Origin of the sequence: Pannonibacter sp. I15F10I1 (assembly GCF_900185665.1) — a bacterium.
GTDB lineage: Bacteria > Pseudomonadota > Alphaproteobacteria > Rhizobiales > Stappiaceae > Pannonibacter > Pannonibacter indicus.
This window is the reverse complement of the sequence record NZ_FYAN01000003.1, coordinates 13,901-32,210: the sequence shown is the minus strand read 5'-3', so window position 1 is coordinate 32,210 and position 18,310 is coordinate 13,901. Positions and strand designations below refer to the sequence as shown.

The window sequence follows — 18,310 nt, the reverse complement described above, 5'->3', positions numbered from 1 at the left end:
CGGCAAACCTCTTTGTTTCAGGGTGATTTTCAGATGACGAGCGCGGTGGATATCGTTTGCCTTGGCGAGCCCATGGTTGAGCTGAACCAGCATGAAGCGGGTGGTGCCTATCATCCCGGTTTTGGCGGCGATGTGTCCAACGCCGCCGTGGCTGCGGCGCGTCAGGGCGCCCGTGTGGCGCTGGCGACGGCTCTGGGTACCGATGTCTTCGGCGACAGCCTGCGCGCCATGTGGAAGGTGGAAGGCGTGGACGACAGCGAGGTCAAGGCCAACCCGGATGCGCCGACCGGCATCTATTTCGTCACCCACGGCGCCGATGGCCACCGCTTCTCCTACCGCCGGGCAGGCTCTGCCGCCAGCCTCTACCAGCCGCGCGACCTGCCGAAGGACATGCTGGCCAGCACCCGCGTGCTGCATTTCTCCGCCATCAGCCAGGCGATTTCAGCGTCTGCCTGCGACGCCTGCTTTGCGGCCGTCGAACAGGTGCGGGCTGCGGGCAGCCTGATCTCTTACGACACCAACCTGCGCCTTGCTTTGTGGCCGCTGGCCCGCGCCCGTGCCGTCATCCGCTCGACCATCGGCATGACGGATATCATTCTGCCGGGCCTTGATGACGCCCGCCAGATCTGCCATGCGCAGGATGCTGATGGCATCGCCGATGAACTGCTTGGCCTCGGTACCAAGGTGGTGGCGCTGACCATGGGCGGCGATGGTGTGCTGGTTGCTACGGCAGAGCGCCGCGAGACGCTGGCGGCCCACAAGGTGAAGGCTGTGGATGCGACGGGCGCAGGCGACGCCTTCGACGGTGCGTTCCTGGCTGAGTATCTGCGCAGCGGCGATGCCTTTGCGGCGGCTGCCTATGCCAATGCGGCGGCAGCGCTCTCCGTCACCGGCTATGGCGCGGTTGCGCCGCTGCCGCGCCGGGCGGATGTGGAAGCATTTCTGGCCGGAAAAGCAGGCTGAGGCTTTCCGCCTGGACATGTAACGGTTTCTTCACCACGAAAACGCTAGAAATACTGGAGTTTCAGCCCGTCACCGTGCGGGCACTCCCGTTGCGTTCCTGTGTTTGATCCAACCGAAACCTTCCAGAGAGCCTTTCCATGCACCGTCTGTCCCGTCTGACCTTCATGGCTGCTGCTGCCGGCATCGCCTTGAGCGCATTTTCTGCCGTGCCCGCATCGGCCTATGACAACACCTATTATGATCCGGTCACGCGCCAGTGGCTGGAAATGAAGCTGACCCCGGAAGTGGCGGCCAAGATCGCCCGCCGGGAATACAAGCGCAAGACGGTGGATTACCGCGGCCCGGAGGCGCCCGGCACGATCATCGTCGACACCACGGAGCGCCGCCTTTACCACGTGCTGGGCAACGGCAAGGCCATGCGCTACGGCATCGGCGTCGGCCGGGACGGCTTCACCTGGAAGGGCGAGGAAAAGGTCACCCGCAAGGCCGAGTGGCCGGGCTGGACGCCGCCGCCGGAAATGATCGCCCGCGAGCGCAAGAAGGGCCGCAAGCTGCCTGCCTTCATGGCTGGCGGCCCGCAGAACCCGATGGGCGCCCGCGCGCTCTATCTCGGCAACACGGTCTACCGCATCCACGGCACCAACGAGGACTGGAGCATCGGCCAGGCCGTCTCCTCCGGCTGCTTCCGCATGTGGAACGATGACGTGGAGCACCTCTACAGCGAGGTTTCCGTGGGCGCCAAGGTGGTGATCCGCTGAGACGCTCCAGAGGAGACTACGGGAAAACTCAATAGGCTTCGTCATGCCATGGCTTGACCATGGCATCCACCCCGTGTCCTTTCCGGGAGTGGGGCATCTCTCTGCACCCATGTCTGGCTTCTCTCCTTGCCGTGCCGAAACGGCATGGATGCCATGATCAAGTCATGGCATGACGGAGAGAAGGAGATGGCCGGAGCGAACAACAGCCGGCGTCTTGCAAGAAAAATACGAGAACACTCAATAGGTTTCGTCATGCCATGGCTTGACCATGGCATCCACTCCGTGTCCTTTCCGGGAGTGGGGCATCTCTCTGCACCGATGTCGTCTTCTCTCCTTGCCGTGGCTAAACGGCATGGATGCCATGATCAAGTCATGGCATGACGGAGAGAAGGAGATGGCCGGGGCGAACAACAGGCGGCGTCTTGCGAGAAAAATACGAGAAAACTCAATAGGTTTCGTCATGCCATGGCTTTGACCATGGCATCCACCCCGTGTCGTCTCCGGGTATGGGGCATCTCCCTGCACCCATGTCTGGCTTCTCTTCTTGCCGGGCCGAAACGGCATGGATGCCATGATCAGGTCATGGCATGACGGAGAGAGGGGAGATGGCTGGAGCAAACACCAACCGGTCTTACCCGCCGGCGACCTCGCCGGGCCGGACGATCAGCCAGTTGAGGCGCAGCGGCGGCCATTTGGCGGGGGCGGCATAAGGGATGTCGGCAAAGCCATCGCGCAGGCGGCCCGGATAGAGCGCGGCCAGCGAGCCTGTGGGCGTTTCGCTGTCACCCGTCCAGATCACCAGAACGCCGGTCTTCTTCACGTCCTCCATGCTGATCCATGGGGCGATGGCGGGGATGTGATCGGTGAAGAGATGCGGCCTGTCCGCAGAGAACAGGGTGACATGGGCCGCCGGCCACATGTCGCCCGCCACATAGGTGAGCGGCGTGCCGGTTGCCTCGCGCCAGGCCGCTTCAGCTTGTGCCGCCACTTCCGCTCCGGGGAAGTGAATGCGCGTCGGCTTTTTCTTGATCAGCGGCTCCACCAGCGCCTGCCCGGCTGCGACGCTGAGGAAGATCACCTGCACTGCAGCGGCTGCGGCCAGCGCGCGGCGGATGGACCAGTTGCCGTTGCGGGCTGAGGCGAAGCGCACCAGCAAGAGCCCCGCCAGCGTGAACATGGACGCGCCCCACATCTGCTTAAAGGCATTGCCGGTCATGCCGGAGACCAGCATCACGACAAGAGCAGGCAGCAGGGTGAACCACAGCAGGAAACGCAGATCCGCCGAACTGCCCCGGGGCGGCTCACCTTCTGGCGCCGTGCCGCGCAGGCCCGCCAGACCGAGCCCGGCGAAAATGGGGATCAGCACCGGCGCCATGCTGCCAAACTGGCCGAGCAGGAAATTGACCGGGTTGAGAATGTGGTCTGCGATGCCTTCTGCCGGAACACTGCGGCTTGCGGCATAGGTAAAGGTCAGAAAATCTGTTTCCTTCAGCCACCAGACATGCGGGACAAAAAGCGCCAGCGCCAGCACCATGGCCAGATAGGGGCCGGGCGTTGCAAGGCAGCGGCGCGCATCGCGGAAGGTCAGTGCATAGAGGCCTATGCAGCCGATAAGCAGGCCGGTGAAATATTTGGCATAGAGCCCGAGTGCGGCGGTGAGACCGAGCAGCAGCCAGTCCGCCAGCCGCCCCCTGGAAAGGCCTCTGTGGAAGAACAGCAGCATGCCGGCCCAGACGGGGATCTGCAGGATGTTCGGGTTGAACTCCGGCGCGGGCAGGGTGAAGTAGAAGGCGCAGCTGGTGGCCGCAATGGCCCAGAACCGCTGCCCGGGCGCAAGGCCCATGTCCCGCCCCAGCAGCCAGATCGCCAGATAGGTGAGGGCGTAGCAGATCTGGCTCAGCCAGTAGGCGCCGAAGGCATGGCCGCCGGTCAGATGATAGCTCCCCTCCAGCAGCCAGGCCTGCAGCGGCGGGTGCTTGGTGTAGCCGAGCGCCAGATCCCGGCCCCAGGCAAAGCCCTCCACCACATCCAGCGGCGGATTGGGAAACAGCACACTCGGCACCAGGGCCCAGAGCAGGCCGATGGCAAGGCAGTAGAGAAGGGTTGCGCGGGCGGCTGACATCATCGGTCGTCCGGTCATCGGGAGGCAGGATTTGAGGGTTCGGCAAAGGCCCAGAGCCGGGCGCCGAGGAAGGTGAGCGGAGGAACCACGAAGATCGCAATGATGATGCCCACCGCGCCGGGCAGCTGGGTGAACTTCAGCAGGGCCGCCAGAGCACCGTTGTTCAGCACGAAGCCGGCGGCAGCCAGCACGAAGAAGCGGCGCATGCGCTGGCCGGTCTGAACCTCATCCGCAGAGCGGAAGCTCCAGGCGTGATGGCCAGTGAACGAGACGATGAAGGCCACCAGAAATCCGCCGATGTTGGAAAGCATCGGCGGCACATGGGCAAGTTCCAGAAGGCCGACGGCCACGGAGGCGTGAACAACGGCGGCCGACACGCCGACGATGCCGAAACGGGCAATGGTGGCGAACTCCCGCAGAAGCCGCTGCTGCCGTTCCCGGGTCATCATGCGCTCTCCCCGCCGGAGGGATTTGCATCCGCTGGTGTTGCGGACGATTCAATGATGTCCTGCACCAGATAGACCGGCCGCTGCTTCGTTTCGATGAAGAGCCGTCCGATGTATTCGCCAATGATGCCGATGGACAGCAATTGCAGCCCCGAGAAGAACAGGACACTCACCATCAGCGAGGCATAACCCGGCACATCGATGCCATAGAGGATCACCCGTGCCACCAGAACCATTGCATAGGCAAATGCCACTGTTGCGATGAGGCCGCCGCAATAGAGCCAGACCCGCAGGGGCACGCTGGTGAAGCTGGCAAGGCCGTCAAGGGCGAAGTTCCAGAGCTTCCAGTAGTTCCACTTGCCTTCCCCGGCCCGCCGCGGCGGGCGCTCGTAGGGCAGGAAGGTGGTGGGATGGCCAACCCAGGCAAAAAGGCCTTTCATGAAGCGGCTGCGCTCCGGCAGGCGCCCGAGGGACTCTGCCACACTGCGGTCGATCAGGCGGAAGTCTCCCGCATTGGCCGGCATGTGGATATTCGTCAGCCGGTCGAAGAGCCGGTAGAACATGCTGGCCGTGTTGCGCTTCATCAGGGTGTCCTGCGACCTGTCCACCCTGAGGCCATAGATCACGTCATAGCCTTGCTTCCAGAGTTCCAGCATTTCGGGGATGAGGCCGGGCGGATCCTGCAAGTCAGCGTCGAGAATGACGAGAATGTCACCCTTGGCGTGGTCAAGACCTGCGGTGAGGGCAGCTTCCTTGCCGAAATTGCGCGACAGGCCGATCAGCTTCCCGGGAAGGCCCTCCGACAGATGGCGGCAGATGATGCGGGCCGTATCATCGCTGCTGCCATCATCAATGAAGATGAATTCGCTCACCGCGGGAAGGCCGGCAAGGGCTGCCTGAGTTTCGGTGAGGAAAATATCCAGCACTTCGGCTTCGTTGTAGACGGGCACAACGATGGACAAGAGCGGGCGGGAGGGGCGCCGGGCGGCACGCCGCTCCAGATAGACGGACTGGCTGGCCGCTGAGGGCGGGAAGTCCATGGTGAAGGCATCCCACATTCGGATTCTGGACGGGTCACGCCGCTGGCCGGCCCGTCAGGAAAAATGCCCCCGGCCGGGCCGGAGGCATCTGCTTCTTGTCAGCTCAGCACGCCGTGGCAGTGCTTGTACTTCTTGCCCGAGCCGCAGGGGCAGACCTCGTTGCGGCCGACCTTGCCCCAGGTCGCGGGATCATTCGGGTCGCGGGCAATGCCGGTGGCTGCAAAACCGCCCGACGGCCGCTCATCGGCCATCTCGTCCTCGCCCGTCACTGGGTCGAGGTGATGGGGATGCATCTCGCGCGGCTCTTCCGGCATCTGCGGCGCCTGCTGGGTCACCAGTTCCACCCGCATCAGCTGGGAGGTGGTGATCTGGCGCAGCTGGGTCAGCATGGTCTCGAACAGGTTGAAGGCTTCGGTCTTGTATTCCTGCAGCGGGTCACGCTGGGCATAGCCGCGGAAGCCGATGACCGAACGCAGATGATCGAGGTTCGCCAGATGCTCGCGCCAGAGATTGTCCAGCGTCTGCAGCAGGATCGCCTTTTCCACCTGGCTCATGATCTGCTGGCCGAAACGGCCGAGCTTGTCTTCCATGACGGCGTCGGCGGCCTTCATGAGGCGCTCGCGCACTTCCTCGTCGGCGATGCCCTCTTCCTTGGCCCAGTCGACGATCGGCAGGTCAAGGTTGAGGAGGGTCTGTACTTCCTTTGCCAGACCTTCCGTATCCCACTGTTCGGGATAGGCGCGTTCGGGGATATGCCGCGAGACGAGATTGTCGATCATCTCGTGACGCATGTCGGTCACGGTCTGGCCGAGGTCCTCGCCATCCATCAGGTCGATGCGCTGTTCGAACACCACCTTGCGCTGGTCGTTCATCACGTCATCGAACTTCAGCAGGTTCTTGCGGATGTCGAAGTTGCGCGCTTCCACCTTCTGCTGGGCCTTGGCCAGAGCCCGGTTGATCCAGGGGTGGATGATGGCCTCACCGTCCTTCAGGCCCAGCTTCTGCAGCATGGAGTCCATCCGGTCGGAACCGAAGATGCGCATCAGGTCGTCCTGCAGCGACAGGAAGAACTTGGAATGGCCGGGGTCGCCCTGACGGCCCGAACGGCCGCGCAGCTGGTTGTCGATGCGCCGGCTTTCGTGGCGCTCGGTGCCGATGACGTAAAGACCGCCGGCCGTCAGTGCCTTCTGCTTCAGGACTTCGATTTCGGCGCGGATCGCGGCCACGCGCGCATCACGCTCGGGGCCGGCTTCCATGTCCGCCAGTTCGCGCTCGATGCGCATGTCCGGGTTGCCGCCAAGCTGGATGTCCGTGCCGCGGCCGGCCATGTTGGTGGCGATGGTCACGGCACCGGGCAGACCGGCCTGGGAGATGATGAAGGCTTCCTGCTCGTGGTAGCGGGCGTTCAGCACCGCGAAGACCTTGTCTTCCTTGCCGCCCTGATCGCCGTTCTGCAGCGGCGCAAAGGCGTTGGGATCGGTCACATCCACCTGACGGTAGCCGTGCTGGCGCAGGCGCTCGGCCAGCATTTCCGATTTTTCGATCGAGGTGGTGCCGACCAGAACCGGCTGCTGGCGGGATTTGCAGTCGTCGATCAGCGCCACGATGGCGTTGAACTTTTCGTCCGCGGTCCGGTAGACCTCGTCGTCGTCATCGACGCGCTTGACCGGCATATTGGTCGGGATCTCGACCACTTCCAGCCCGTAGATGTCCTGGAACTCGTCCGCTTCGGTCGCAGCCGTACCGGTCATGCCGGCGAGCTTGTCATACATGCGGAAATAATTCTGGAAGGTGATCGAGGCGAGGGTCTGGTTCTCCGGCTGGATGCGGACCTTTTCCTTCGCTTCCAGCGCCTGATGCAGGCCCTCCGAATAGCGGCGGCCCGGCATCATGCGGCCGGTGAATTCGTCGATGATCACCACTTCGCCGTTGCGGACGATGTAGTCCTTGTCGCGCTGGAACAGCTTGTGGGCCTTCAGCGCCTGCTGCAGGTGATGCACGGCGCTGACGTTTTCCACGTCATAAAGCGACTCGCTGCGCAGCAGGTTGGCTGCACCCAGCAGGCTCTCCAGCTTTTCGTTGCCGCTTTCGGTGAAGGTGGCCGAACGCTGCTTCTCGTCGATCTCGTAGTCTTCCGGCGTCAGGGCCGGAATGAAGGCATCGACCGTGTTGTAGAAGTCGGAGCGGTCTTCCAGCGGGCCGGAGATGATCAGCGGCGTGCGCGCCTCGTCGATGAGGATCGAGTCCACTTCATCGACGATAGCGAAGTTGTGGCCGCGCTGAACCATCGAAGCACGCTCATACTTCATGTTGTCGCGCAGATAGTCGAAGCCGAATTCGTTGTTGGTGCCGTAGGTCACGTCGGCGGCATAGGCGGCGCGGCGCTCCTCGTCGGACAGGCCATGCACGATGACGCCGGTGCTGAGGCCAAGGAAGCCGTAGACCTTGCCCATCATCTGGGCGTCGCGCTGGGCCAGATAATCGTTCACGGTCACCACGTGGACGCCCTTGCCTGCGAGGGCGTTGAGATAGACCGGCGCGGTGGCGACCAGCGTCTTGCCTTCACCGGTGCGCATCTCGGAGATCTGTCCGGAGTTGAGGACAAGGCCGCCGATCAGCTGGACGTCATAGTGCCGCTGCCCGAGGGCGCGGCGGGCCGCCTCGCGCACGGTGGCGAAGGCAGGGGCCAGAATGTCGTCCAGCGTGGCGCCTTTGGCCAGCTGCTCGCGGAAGGTCTGGGTGCGCGCGCGCAACGCGTCATCCGACAATGCCTGTACTTCGGCTTCGAGAGCATTGATGGCCGCAACCTTCGCCTTCATGGCCTTGATCTTGCGGTCGCTCGGGGAGCCAAAAATCTTACGTGCTAATGCGCCAAGGCCGGCCATGTGGCGGTCCTTCCAAGTGACGGGCGGCATCAGGTGCAAGGCCCCTGTCGCCGGCCCTCAAAAAAATCTCATTTCCGGTACACGGTCTGCCTGCCTGCCCGCGTGCGGGCTGCGAAGCTGCCGTTCCATGGATGCCCCGCCCTTGAAGGTGGCGCGGGACGTTCGACAGATAAGAGGGGGTAGGATGCTTGTCAACGCCGCCGCTTTCAGCAAGGTTGCGGCAGCTCGCGCTCATGCGGTGCAGAGCTGTTCAAATTCTGACCCTAAGGACTCCACATGTTCCGTTCTTTCATGAGCCGCCCCCTGCGCCCGGTCCTGATCGCCGCAACGGCGCTCAGCCTCGGTGCCACGGCCCTGTCTGCGGCCGAACCGGGTGACGTTGTTGCCAAGGTCGGCAGCACGGAAATCACCGAAGCCGATATCGCCTTTGCCGCCCGTGACCTTGGCCCGCAGCTGCAGCGCTTCCCGCCGGCCCAGTGGCGCCAGATTCTCACGGACGTGATGATCGACATGACGCTTCTGTCCGATGCGGCGAAGAAGGAAGGCCTTGAGAAGGATGAGGACTTCCAGCGCCAGGTCCGCTTCATGACCACGCAGGCCCTGCGCAATGCCTATGTGGCGCAGAAGCTGGATGCCGCCATCACCGAGGACGACCTCAAGGCGGCCTATGACAAGGAATTCAAGGATTTCCAGGGCGAAGAAGAAGTCCGCGCCCGTCATATCCTCGTCTCCTCCAAGGAAGACGCCGAAAAGCTGATCAAGGAGCTGGACGGCGGCGCCGACTTTGCGGAACTCGCCAAGGCCAACTCCAGCGACGGCTCGGCCGCCAATGGTGGTGATCTCGACTATTTCACCAAGGGCCGCATGGTGCCGGAGTTCGAGGCGGCTGCCTTTGCCCTGCAGCCGGGCGAATACACCAAGGAGCCGGTTGAGAGCCAGTTCGGCTGGCACATCATCAAATCCGAAGACAAGCGCATCCAGAGTGCTCCGTCGCTGGAAGAGGTTTCCGATGGCCTGCGCCAGATGCTGATGCGTGAGCGTTATGCAACGCTGATCGAAGAGCTGAAGGCCGCAAATCCGGTGGAAATCATCAAGCAGGATGCTGCTGCCGATGCCCCGGCTGGGGAGGCTGCAAAGCCCGCCGCGCAGTAAGATAGAAGGTTCGGAAGTCAAAGCGCTTCCAGTCTGACAGGGATCCCCCGGCACCCCGCCGGGGGATTTCCTGTTTCAGGGGGTGTCATGGGTCTTGCGCACCCCCCTTCCATCGGGCAAGGCTGCGGCTCATTGCATTTGAGTGCCAGAGGCCGTCATGTCGACAGAAGTTTCCCCGCTTGCCCCCAAGTCCTACCCTGAGATGCCCGTCATCGAAGGCGTGCGTTTTGCCACGGCGGCTGCCGGCATCAAGTACAAGGGCCGCACGGATGTGCTCCTTGTGCTGATGGATGAGGGCACGGAAGTGGCGGGTGTCTTCACCCGCTCGCTCTGCCCCTCCGCCCCGGTGGACTGGTGCCGCGCCAATCTGCCCTCCGGCAAGGCCCGGGCACTGCTGGTCAACTCCGGCAATGCCAATGCCTTCACCGGCAAGAAGGGCAAGGCAGCGGTCGAGCTTTCGGCGGACATCGTCAGCAAGGCGGTCGGCTGCGCCCAGGGCGAGATCTATCTCGCCTCCACCGGCGTGATCGGCGAACCGCTGCCTGCGGACAAGTTCTCCGGTGTCGTTGACGGACTGGTGTCTGATGCCGTTGCCGGTTCCTGGCTCGATACGGCCAAGGCGATCATGACCACCGACACCTATCCGAAGGTGTCCACCCGCACGGTGGATCTGGGCGGTGTGCCGGTGACGCTGAACGGCATTGCCAAGGGTGCGGGCATGATTGCCCCGGACATGGCGACCATGCTGTCCTTCCTCTTCACCGATGCTCCGGTTGCAGCTCCCGTGCTGCAGGAGCTGATCTCCGGCGCCGTCGGCGGCAGCTTCAATGCCATCACCGTGGACAGCGACACCTCCACCTCCGACACGGCCCTGCTGTTTGCCACCGGCAAGGCGGCCGAACGCGGTGCTGTGCGCGTCACCGAAGCCTCCGATCCGCGTCTGGAGCCTTTCCGTCAGGCGCTGGGCGAGGTGATGCAGGATCTGGCCCACCAGATCGTCCGGGATGGGGAAGGCGCCCGCAAGTTCGTGGAAGTGCGCGTCGAGGGTGCCTCTTCCGATGCGTCGGCCAAGCGCATTGCCCTGTCCATCGCCAACTCGCCGCTGGTGAAGACCGCCATTGCCGGTGAGGATGCCAACTGGGGCCGTGTCGTCATGGCTGTCGGCAAGGCCGGAGAGCCGGCGGACCGTGACCGTCTGGCCATCTGGTTCGGCGATGTGCGTGTGGCCGTCAATGGCGAACGGGATCCGGATTACTCGGAGGCGGCCGCTTCCGCCGTGATGGAGCGGGAGCATATCGTCATCCGCACAGAGATTGGTCTGGGCGAGGGCTCCGCCACCGTGTGGACTTGCGATCTGACCAAGGCCTATGTCGAGATCAACGGCGATTACCGCAGCTGAACCGTCAAACTTTCTTCGGGGCGGGCTCTGAGATTTTTTAAGAGCCCGCTCAAAACTGTCTAAAATTGGAACATGCCATGCGGATGGTTCTTGTCGTTGCCTGTGCTCTCATTGACGCGGACGGGCGTATCCTGATCGCGCAGCGGCCCGAGGGGAAGTCCATGGCAGGGCTCTGGGAATTCCCCGGAGGCAAGGTGGAAGCTGGAGAAAGGCCGGAAGCCTGTCTGATCCGCGAGCTTTCCGAGGAACTTGGAATCAGCGTTAAGGAAGAGTGCCTAGCCCCTCTGACCTTCGCCAGCCATGCTTATGAAGATTTTCACCTCCTCATGCCATTGTATGTCTGTCGGCGATGGCAAGGAACTCCCGCAGCCCAGGAAGGGCAGACCCTGAAATGGGTGCGGGCAGGCAAGCTCAGGGAATTCCCCATGCCACCGGCCGATGAGCCGCTGATCCCCCATCTGATCGGGTTGGTCGGCGCCTGATGTAGACCGACAGGCAAACAGCCGCGTATCTGGCTGGTTAGGAGTTGCAATGCGACTGGACGAAAATCCGGCAGGCATGTTTGGTGCCCCCGCCAGGAAGCGCGTTCAGATCGGCCTTGATCTGGCGGCCCGCTTCCGGGACGACGTGAAAGGTGCAACGGCCGTGGAATACGGCCTGATGGTGGCCTTCATCTCCGCAGCGATCATGGCGACCCTCCTGTCCATTGGCCAGGATATCGGTACCGCCTTCTCCATCATCAGCACGGCCCTGCGCGGCGGCTGATCAGGCCCCGCTTTTATCTTCCGGCACTTTCAGCGCATCGGCCAGCCGTGCCTTCGCGGAACCCGGCTTCAGCGGCTTCTGCTGGCTTTCATGCGGCGCCCAGCCGGACAGATACATCACCTGAAATGTTGCGCGGATGCGCCCGTCCGGATCGCTGTAATCTGCTGCATAGAGTTCTGCCGCCTTCAGGAACACGGCCCGTGACAGGGGCTTGCGGCTGCGCTCGTTCAGCGCCGATGTGGCGCCCATCATCTTCAGATCCCGCATCAGCGCGAAGATATTGTCGTAGCGCACCGTCAGCTTGTCCGTGTCCGTGACCGGCAGGGCAAAGCCTGCGCGCTGCAGCAGGGCGCCAAGATCCCGCGTGTCGGCAAAGGGCACGACGCGGGGGGCGGCGCCGCCGGTCACGTCCAGTTCCGCCCGCATCAGGCAATCGCGCAACTCGCTCAAGGTATCCCCGCCCAGCAGCGCCCCCAGAAACAGCCCATCTGGCCGCAAGGCCCGGCGGATCTGGATCAGTGCACCCGGCAGGTCGTTGACAAGCTGCAGGCTGAGCGCCGAGACGATCAGCCCCACGGATGCATCTCTCAAGGGCAGCAGCGCGTCATCGCAGACAAAATCCGGGGCGGGCAGGGCAGGGTCGGGCAGGAACAGGTCACCGCGCAGCACCGTCTCCGCCTTGCCGCTTTGGCGCAGGATTTCAGCAATCCGCCCGGTGTGGCCGCCCAGATCCACCGCCGTGCCGAATTCGCGCGTCACCGCCGCAATCCTGTCCGCCAGATCTTCGGCGACCGCGGCCAGCAGGAAGTCGGCACCTTCGACGCGGCGCTCAAGGGCACGGCTGCGCCGCTGGGCGAAGAGGGGACGGTCGATGAGGTCGATGCGGGTCATGTGGGTGCCTTCCGGGTGCCGGGCATGCCGCCTTATAGGCCCAGCCTTCCGCTTCCGTCAAAAGCTGCTAGGGTGACGTGAACCACGGGTTGCAAGAGGCGGCAGATGCTTCATGAACCGGATGCAGGCCTACACAGCCTTGACTGGCGCCGCCGCTCCCTCGGCGGATTGCGCCGGATCTGGCGTGCCGGGCTCGATTTCCTGCTGCCGCCGCGCTGCCTCACCTGCGATGCTCCTTCTGCCGAGCCCGATGCAGTCTGCCCCTCCTGCTGGGGGCAGATGCCCTTCATCGAGGCGCCCTGGTGCGCCCGCTATGGCACGCCGCTCTCGTTTGATCTGGGGCCGGAGGGCCTGAGTGCCCGCGCCATCGCCTCGCCGCCCCTCTTCAACCGGGCCCGTGCAGCCACCCTCTATGGCGGCCCGGCGCGGGACTTGGTGCTGGCGCTCAAATTCGGCGGGCGGCGCGAGGTGGCAGCCCCCATGGGGCGGCTGATGGCAGCTGCCGGGCGTGAGTTGTTCCAGCCTGACACGCTGGTTCTACCCGTGCCCCTGCACCGCACGCGCCTGTGGCAGCGGCGGTTCAATCAGGCCGCCCTGCTGGGGCAGGAGGTGGCGCGCATCAAGGGTGTGGGCTTTGAACCGCTGATGCTGGAGCGGCGGCGCCGTACCCGCCAGCAGGTGGGCCTGCATGCGGATGAGCGCAGCCGCAATGTGCGCGGTGCCTTTGCGCTCCGGCCGGAGGCGGCCATGAAGATCAGCGGGCGGCCGGTGGTGCTGGTGGATGATGTTCTGACAACGGGATCAACGGTTGAGGCCTGCACGCGGGTGCTGCTGCGGGCCGGTGCGCGGCAGGTGGACGTGCTGACCTTTGCCATCGCCGATCCCTCGCTCACTGCAGACTGACTGGTTTCCCTCCGGCCACGGCCATTTTCGGGGCTTGTCCGGCGCAAGTTCCGGCAGATATAAGCCGGTAAGCGCAGTTTGACTGTCTGTGAGCATTCTTGACGGGCTGATGCCCCTCCATCGTCATCCCGGCCTTGAGCCGGGACCGGTGAGCCGGGGCATATGCTGTTTCAGGGAGCTGCAGCCGGAAGGCCTTGGCTCTCCGGTCCCGGATCTCCGCTTCGCTGCGTCCGGGATGACGATTGTGAGGGCTGTCAGTGGCCTGAGGGGCGGTGAGCTGCCCATAAGGAGTTGAAACGTGGTTGAAGTCATCATCTACACCCGGCAGATGTGCGGCTACTGTTCTGCGGCCAAGCGCCTTCTGGACAGCAAGGGCGTTGCCTATACCGAGCATGATGCCAGTTTTGATCCGGGCCTCAGGGCCGAGATGATTGCCAAGGCCAACGGCCGCAGCACCTTCCCGCAGATTTTCATCGGCGGGGTGCATGTGGGCGGCTGTGACGACCTGCATGATCTGGACCGGGCGGGCAAGCTCGATCCCATGCTCGCTGCCTGATCCGGAGCTTGTGACACATGGCCATCTTTACCGCCGCCTGCGTGCAGCTTCGCTCCAGCCGGGACGTTGCTGCCAATAGTGCCGCTGCCGAAGCGCTGATCCGCGAGGCGGCCGCAGCGGGGGCGGACTATGTGCAAACGCCGGAGATGACCAATCTGCTGGAGCGCAGCCGCGAGGATCTGATGGCCAAGATCCGGGTAGAGGCGGAAGACCCTTCGCTCGCCCGCTTCCGCGCGCTGGCCGCAGAGCTTGGCATCTGGCTGCATATCGGCTCGCTCGCCATTCTGCTGGAGCCGGGCAAGGCGGCAAACCGCGGCTTTCTCATTGGCCCCGATGGCAGCCTGAAGGCGAAATACGACAAGATCCACATGTTCGACGTGGATCTGCCCAACGGCGAAAGCTGGCGGGAATCGGCGACCTACCGGCCCGGCTGCGAGAGCCTTGTGGCGGATCTGCCCTTTGCACGGCTCGGCATGGCCGTGTGCTATGACGTGCGCTTTCCGGCCCTGTTCCGGGCGCAGGCGCGCGCCGGGGCCGAGGTGCTGACCATGCCGGCCGCCTTCACCCGCCAGACGGGCGAGGCGCATTGGCATGTGCTGCAGCGGGCGCGGGCGATCGAGAATGGCGCCTTCGTCATCTCCAGCGCTCAGGGCGGCAAGCATGAGGACGGGCGCGAGACCTATGGCCACAGCCTGATCGTCAACCCCTGGGGTGCGGTGATCGCGGAACTTGACCATGATGAACCGGGCTTCGTGACCGCCCGTATCGACACAGAAGAAACGCTGAAGGCGCGTCAGCGCATTCCCGCCATCGCCAACGAGCGGGATTTCACCCTGACGCAGACCGGCAAGGAGATTGAGGCGTGATCCGTTACACGCTCCGCTGCGACAATGCCCATGAGTTCGAGGGCTGGTTCCGCAATTCTGGAGATTTCGAGCGCCAGACGGCGCAGGGACTGATGAGCTGTCCGGCCTGCGGGTCTGATGACGTCACCAAGGCTTTGATGGCGCCTGCCGTCAGCACCTCGGAGCGGCGGGAGAGCCTTGCTCCTGTGAGCGGCGGCGCGGAAGCGGCGGCAGCCGTTGACGCGCCTGCAGCGCCCGCCGGGGCAGGGGCAGGTGCAACATCGGCCATGATCGCCTCGGATTCACGCCACGCCGAGCTTCTTGAGAAGATCCGGGAACTGCGCCAGCAGATCGTCTCGAATGCCGATTATGTGGGCCAGTCCTTTGCCGATGAGGCCCGCAAGATGCACTATGGCGAGGCGGATCATCGCAGCATTTACGGCGAGACCAGCCCGGATGATGCCCAGGCCCTGTTGGAAGAGGGCATCAGCATCCTGCCGCTGCCGGTGCTGCCGGAAGACCGCAACTGATTGCTGCCTTCGCTCAGTCCATGCCAGCAGCCGGGCCAGCTTGAACGGGTGGCCCGGCTGTTGTTGGATGGAGCCTGATCAGGCGCTGGCAGCCGGCTTTGCGCGCGGGGCGGCCTTGCGGGCTGCCGTTTCGCCACTGCCGTTGCTGTTGGCCGGTTCCATGGCCTTGGAGGCCGCTTCCATGGTCTGCTGGGCCATGTCTTCGACCACCTCTGCCGCCGTATCGACGACCAGATCCCCGGCCTTCGAGGTTTCGGCGAGGCTGGTCTGCAACAGCTCCAGCGTCTTCTGCGCCTGGGCTTCGTAGTCGTGCCACATGTCACGGAAGAAGCCCTGCAGGGTCTTGGCGGTTTCTGCCGGTTCCTTGCAGGCCACGAGCGAGCGGAAGCAGGCGAGATCTGCCTTGAGCCGCTGGTTCACGAAGTCCATGTGGCCGGTGAAGGCCTTCTCGCTGCCTTCCAGCATCTGACGGCTGGCGGTTTCCAGGGCGCTGAGCGTGTGTTCGCCCAGCTTGTCAGAGCGTTCGGCCCATGACCAGTTATTGGCCCAATTGCTGGATGCCACATTCATCCACGGCGCGGTGAGCCCCATGGTGCCGTTTCCGGCGGTGTCATGTTCAATCCGGTTTTTTGTCATGTCGACCTCCCACAGATGTCGATTGCGCGTCTTCAGAAGGAGAGACGCCTGCCTTGCCGCTGCTTGCGGTCTGTCAGGCCGTAGCCTGCATGCTGCTGGCAATTACCGCGGGTGAGACCTCAGCATGCACACGTGCCGCTAGGTTAGCAAGGGAATGTGACAACCGTTTTGATCTGCCTCATAAGAAAATGCCCGGTCTGCGGCGGGATTGCGGCATTGGTCCTCAAATCCTGCGGCAGTGTGACGCGGCCGGCCTGACCTCTCAGGCGCGCATCCAGGCCTGCAGCTCTGCGGTGACGGCGCCTGGGGCCTCCAGCGTGGAGAGGTGCCCGGCCCCGGCAATCAGGCTGAGGCGGCTGCCGGGGATGGCCTCGTGGATCTCACGGGCGATTGCGGGCGGCGTCAGCGTGTCGCCTTCCCCTGCCAGAACCAGCATGGGGCAGGCGATCTGGCCGAGGAAGGGGCGGGAGTCGATCCGGGCCATGATGGCGGTCTGCTGGCGCACGAAGGCCTCAGGCCCCGTGTCTTCCGCCATTTCCACCACCACGGCCTTCAGCGTTTCATCCTCGGCGCGCGAGGCATCCACCAGCCCCGGATAGAGCAGATGCGGCACCTTGGCGAATTTGCCCGCCTGCGCCATCTGCATCAGCACGCGGCGGCGCTCGCCCTGCTCCGGCATGTCGGGCCGGGCGCTGGTGTCCAGCAGGGCCAGGCGCGTCACCTTCTCCGGCGCCTTGCGCATGATCTCCATGGCGATGTAGCCGCCCATGGAAAGCCCGGCGAGGGCAAAGCGCTCAGGTGCTGCTGCCAGAATGCCGTCCGCGATGGCGCTGATGCTGTCCGCTTCCCGGTGATCGCCGATGAGGATCGGCCGGTCCGAGAAGGCGGCGATCTGTGCGGCAAACAGCAGCTCGGTGCAGAGCAGGCCCGGAATGAAGACGACAGCCTCGGTCATGCGTGGGGATCTCCCGCTGGTGTTGACGTGTCCAGTCAGAAGTCTTTCTCTGCGAGGTGTGTCAGGCTGTCAATGTGCGGGCAATCAGCGAGAGCGAGATGAACATGAGCCAGAGCGCTGCCGCCCGCTGAAAAACCTGCAGCCGCTTTTGTCCGGAAGCGGCCCCTGTCTGCGTCAGCCGTCCGGCAAAGCCCCAAAGCAGGGCAATCGATATGACGAGGCTGCAGAAGACCGTCAGGTAGGGAAGAAACCGTGCATCCGGCGGTCCGGGAATCAGGACAAGGCCGAAGATCAGGGCTTTGGGGTTCAACAGGGTGGTGATGAACACCTGCCCCTGCGTGACACGCCCCTTCGCAGATTCCGGGTCCGGCAGACGCCAGAGGCGCAGGGCGAGTATCATGATCCAGAGGCCGGCCAGAAACTTCACGGCTGTTGCCGCTTGTGGCCAGGCGGCAAACAGGCTTGAACCGAGCAGGGTGAGCGGAACGATGGTGAGGAGGTAGCCCAGTATCTCCGCCGGAAGCAGAGACACGACCCTTCGCATGCCCGCGCTTGCTCCGGCAATGCTCATGAGCGTGTTGGTCGGGCCGGGGGTCAACAGCAGTACACAGACGGCACCGATGAAGCCTGCAAGGGTCATGTCACTGGTCATGCCGCCAATCTTGAGCATCCGCTGTCTCAAGCATTGACCAGGATCATATGGTTGCTGTTTCCACAGTCAATGGACGGCAGAAGCAGGATGTCAGTGCAGCATCAGGCCAATGCCCTGCGCGGCATCGATCATGACCGGATAAAGCGATGCCAGAAGCAGCAGCGCCATGGCGATGTTGAAGACCTGCAGCCGCTTCGGGTTCGCCAGGAAACCGCGCAGCAGCGTGCCCGCCGCCGCCCAAGCGAGAGAACTGGGGCCGCCAGTGAGGCTGTAGAGCAGGGTGATGATCAGCACGTTGGTGAAGAAGCCATCTGCGGGTGTGTAGGCAGCGATGGCGCCGATGGCCATGATCCAGGCCTTCGGGTTGACCCACTGGAAGGCCGCCGCCTGCAGGAATGTGAAAGGCTTCGGCTTGGCGCCCGCAGTCTGCGGCGCGCCGGAGCGGGCGATCTTCCAGGCGAGCCAGGCCATGTAAAGCGCACCGGCATATTTCAGCACGTCATGGAGAGCCGGCCACAGTTCGAAGAGTGCGCCTATGCCCAGCCCGCAGGACAGCACCAGAATCGAGAAGCCGATATTGATGCCCAGAATATGCGGCAGGGAGGCCCTGAGGCCGAAGTTCACACCCGAGGCCAGCAGCATGGTGTTGTTCGGCCCCGGCGTGATGGAGGAGACGAAGGCGTAAAGAATAAAGGCGGCGATCAGGTCCGGCGTCATGACAGGCTGTGCTCGGGTAAATGTCTGAATGGCCTGCAGAATAGAGGCGTGACGCTTTTGGTGAAAACGGAATAGCGTCACGTGACACTATTCCG

19 protein-coding genes are annotated in these 18,310 nt (G+C 63.8%); 10 read left to right on the top strand and 9 right to left on the bottom strand.

Annotated elements, in window-relative coordinates:
• Positions 1-33 precede the first annotated feature (33 nt).
• A complete protein-coding gene (locus IF10I1_RS01860) occupies positions 34-963 on the top strand; it encodes a sugar kinase (RefSeq protein ID WP_186392461.1) in 930 nt (309 codons plus the stop codon).
• Between the two features lie 137 nt (positions 964-1,100).
• Positions 1,101-1,721, top strand: coding sequence for a L,D-transpeptidase (locus IF10I1_RS01855; RefSeq protein WP_119396692.1), 621 nt, complete (start codon positions 1,101-1,103; stop codon positions 1,719-1,721).
• Between the two features lie 631 nt (positions 1,722-2,352).
• Here the strand turns inward: IF10I1_RS01855 and IF10I1_RS01850 are convergent.
• From IF10I1_RS01850 to secA, 4 genes are all read right to left on the bottom strand, one after another.
• Positions 2,353-3,843 carry a glycosyltransferase family 39 protein gene (locus IF10I1_RS01850; RefSeq protein ID WP_208994253.1) on the bottom strand — a complete coding sequence of 497 codons (1,491 nt, stop codon included), beginning with the start codon at positions 3,841-3,843 and terminating at the stop codon, positions 2,353-2,355.
• Between the two features lie 14 nt (positions 3,844-3,857).
• The gene (locus IF10I1_RS01845; protein ID WP_186392463.1) at positions 3,858-4,292 is read right to left on the bottom strand and encodes a GtrA family protein; all 435 of its coding nucleotides are present in this window, start codon (positions 4,290-4,292) and stop codon (positions 3,858-3,860) included.
• The gene (locus IF10I1_RS01840; protein WP_186392464.1) at positions 4,289-5,329 is read right to left on the bottom strand and encodes a glycosyltransferase family 2 protein; all 1,041 of its coding nucleotides are present in this window, start codon (positions 5,327-5,329) and stop codon (positions 4,289-4,291) included. The genes IF10I1_RS01845 and IF10I1_RS01840 overlap by 4 nt, the downstream gene beginning before the upstream one ends.
• A gap of 98 nt (positions 5,330-5,427) precedes the next feature.
• Positions 5,428-8,214, bottom strand: a complete 2,787-nt coding sequence (gene secA / locus IF10I1_RS01835; RefSeq protein WP_186392484.1) for a preprotein translocase subunit SecA — start codon at positions 8,212-8,214, stop codon at positions 5,428-5,430.
• Between the two features lie 276 nt (positions 8,215-8,490).
• Here secA and IF10I1_RS01830 point away from each other — a divergent pair, with 276 nt between their 5' ends.
• The 4 genes from IF10I1_RS01830 to IF10I1_RS01815 all read left to right on the top strand — a co-directional run bounded on the left by IF10I1_RS01830 (position 8,491) and on the right by IF10I1_RS01815 (position 11,530).
• On the top strand, positions 8,491-9,366 hold the full coding sequence (locus IF10I1_RS01830; protein WP_050475135.1) for a peptidylprolyl isomerase: 876 nt from the start codon (positions 8,491-8,493) through the stop codon (positions 9,364-9,366).
• 157 nt (positions 9,367-9,523) lie between these two features.
• The gene (gene argJ / locus IF10I1_RS01825; RefSeq protein WP_050475136.1) at positions 9,524-10,765 is read left to right on the top strand and encodes a bifunctional glutamate N-acetyltransferase/amino-acid acetyltransferase ArgJ; all 1,242 of its coding nucleotides are present in this window, start codon (positions 9,524-9,526) and stop codon (positions 10,763-10,765) included.
• A gap of 77 nt (positions 10,766-10,842) precedes the next feature.
• The gene (gene mutT, locus IF10I1_RS01820) at positions 10,843-11,247 is read left to right on the top strand and encodes an 8-oxo-dGTP diphosphatase MutT (protein WP_050475137.1); all 405 of its coding nucleotides are present in this window, start codon (positions 10,843-10,845) and stop codon (positions 11,245-11,247) included.
• 49 nt (positions 11,248-11,296) lie between these two features.
• Entirely contained in the window at positions 11,297-11,530 is a 234-nt protein-coding gene (locus IF10I1_RS01815; protein WP_197717536.1) for a Flp family type IVb pilin, read from the top strand.
• On the opposite strand, the gene IF10I1_RS01810 is transcribed toward IF10I1_RS01815, so the two are convergent.
• Positions 11,531-12,421: a methyltransferase domain-containing protein gene (locus IF10I1_RS01810; RefSeq protein WP_186392465.1), complete on the bottom strand. Its 891-nt coding sequence runs from the start codon at positions 12,419-12,421 to the stop codon at positions 11,531-11,533.
• Positions 12,422-12,526: 105 nt separating this feature from the next.
• On the opposite strand from IF10I1_RS01810, the gene IF10I1_RS01805 reads away from it, so the two are divergent.
• The 4 genes from IF10I1_RS01805 to IF10I1_RS01790 all read left to right on the top strand — a co-directional run bounded on the left by IF10I1_RS01805 (position 12,527) and on the right by IF10I1_RS01790 (position 15,255).
• The gene (locus IF10I1_RS01805; RefSeq protein ID WP_186392466.1) at positions 12,527-13,324 is read left to right on the top strand and encodes a ComF family protein; all 798 of its coding nucleotides are present in this window, start codon (positions 12,527-12,529) and stop codon (positions 13,322-13,324) included.
• Positions 13,325-13,622: 298 nt separating this feature from the next.
• Positions 13,623-13,880, top strand: a complete 258-nt coding sequence (grxC, locus tag IF10I1_RS01800; protein ID WP_082206150.1) for a glutaredoxin 3 — start codon at positions 13,623-13,625, stop codon at positions 13,878-13,880.
• Between the two features lie 17 nt (positions 13,881-13,897).
• On the top strand, positions 13,898-14,746 hold the full coding sequence (locus IF10I1_RS01795; protein WP_186414931.1) for a carbon-nitrogen hydrolase family protein: 849 nt from the start codon (positions 13,898-13,900) through the stop codon (positions 14,744-14,746).
• Positions 14,743-15,255 carry a DUF1178 family protein gene (locus tag IF10I1_RS01790; protein ID WP_186414932.1) on the top strand — a complete coding sequence of 171 codons (513 nt, stop codon included), beginning with the start codon at positions 14,743-14,745 and terminating at the stop codon, positions 15,253-15,255. Before IF10I1_RS01795 ends, IF10I1_RS01790 begins: the two co-directional genes overlap by 4 nt.
• A gap of 78 nt (positions 15,256-15,333) precedes the next feature.
• Here the strand turns inward: IF10I1_RS01790 and IF10I1_RS01785 are convergent, their stop codons facing one another.
• The 4 genes from IF10I1_RS01785 to IF10I1_RS01770 all read right to left on the bottom strand — a co-directional run bounded on the left by IF10I1_RS01785 (position 15,334) and on the right by IF10I1_RS01770 (position 18,215).
• Positions 15,334-15,891, bottom strand: coding sequence for a phasin family protein (locus IF10I1_RS01785; protein ID WP_050475142.1), 558 nt, complete (start codon positions 15,889-15,891; stop codon positions 15,334-15,336).
• 262 nt (positions 15,892-16,153) lie between these two features.
• Positions 16,154-16,846, bottom strand: a complete 693-nt coding sequence (locus IF10I1_RS01780; protein WP_186424339.1) for an alpha/beta fold hydrolase — start codon at positions 16,844-16,846, stop codon at positions 16,154-16,156.
• A 61-nt stretch (positions 16,847-16,907) separates the two neighbouring features.
• Positions 16,908-17,498, bottom strand: a complete 591-nt coding sequence (locus IF10I1_RS01775; protein ID WP_244284680.1) for a LysE family translocator — start codon at positions 17,496-17,498, stop codon at positions 16,908-16,910.
• 90 nt (positions 17,499-17,588) lie between these two features.
• Complete coding sequence (locus IF10I1_RS01770) at positions 17,589-18,215, bottom strand: LysE family translocator (protein ID WP_050475144.1); 627 nt, start codon at positions 18,213-18,215, stop codon at positions 17,589-17,591.
• Positions 18,216-18,310: the final 95 nt, after the last annotated feature.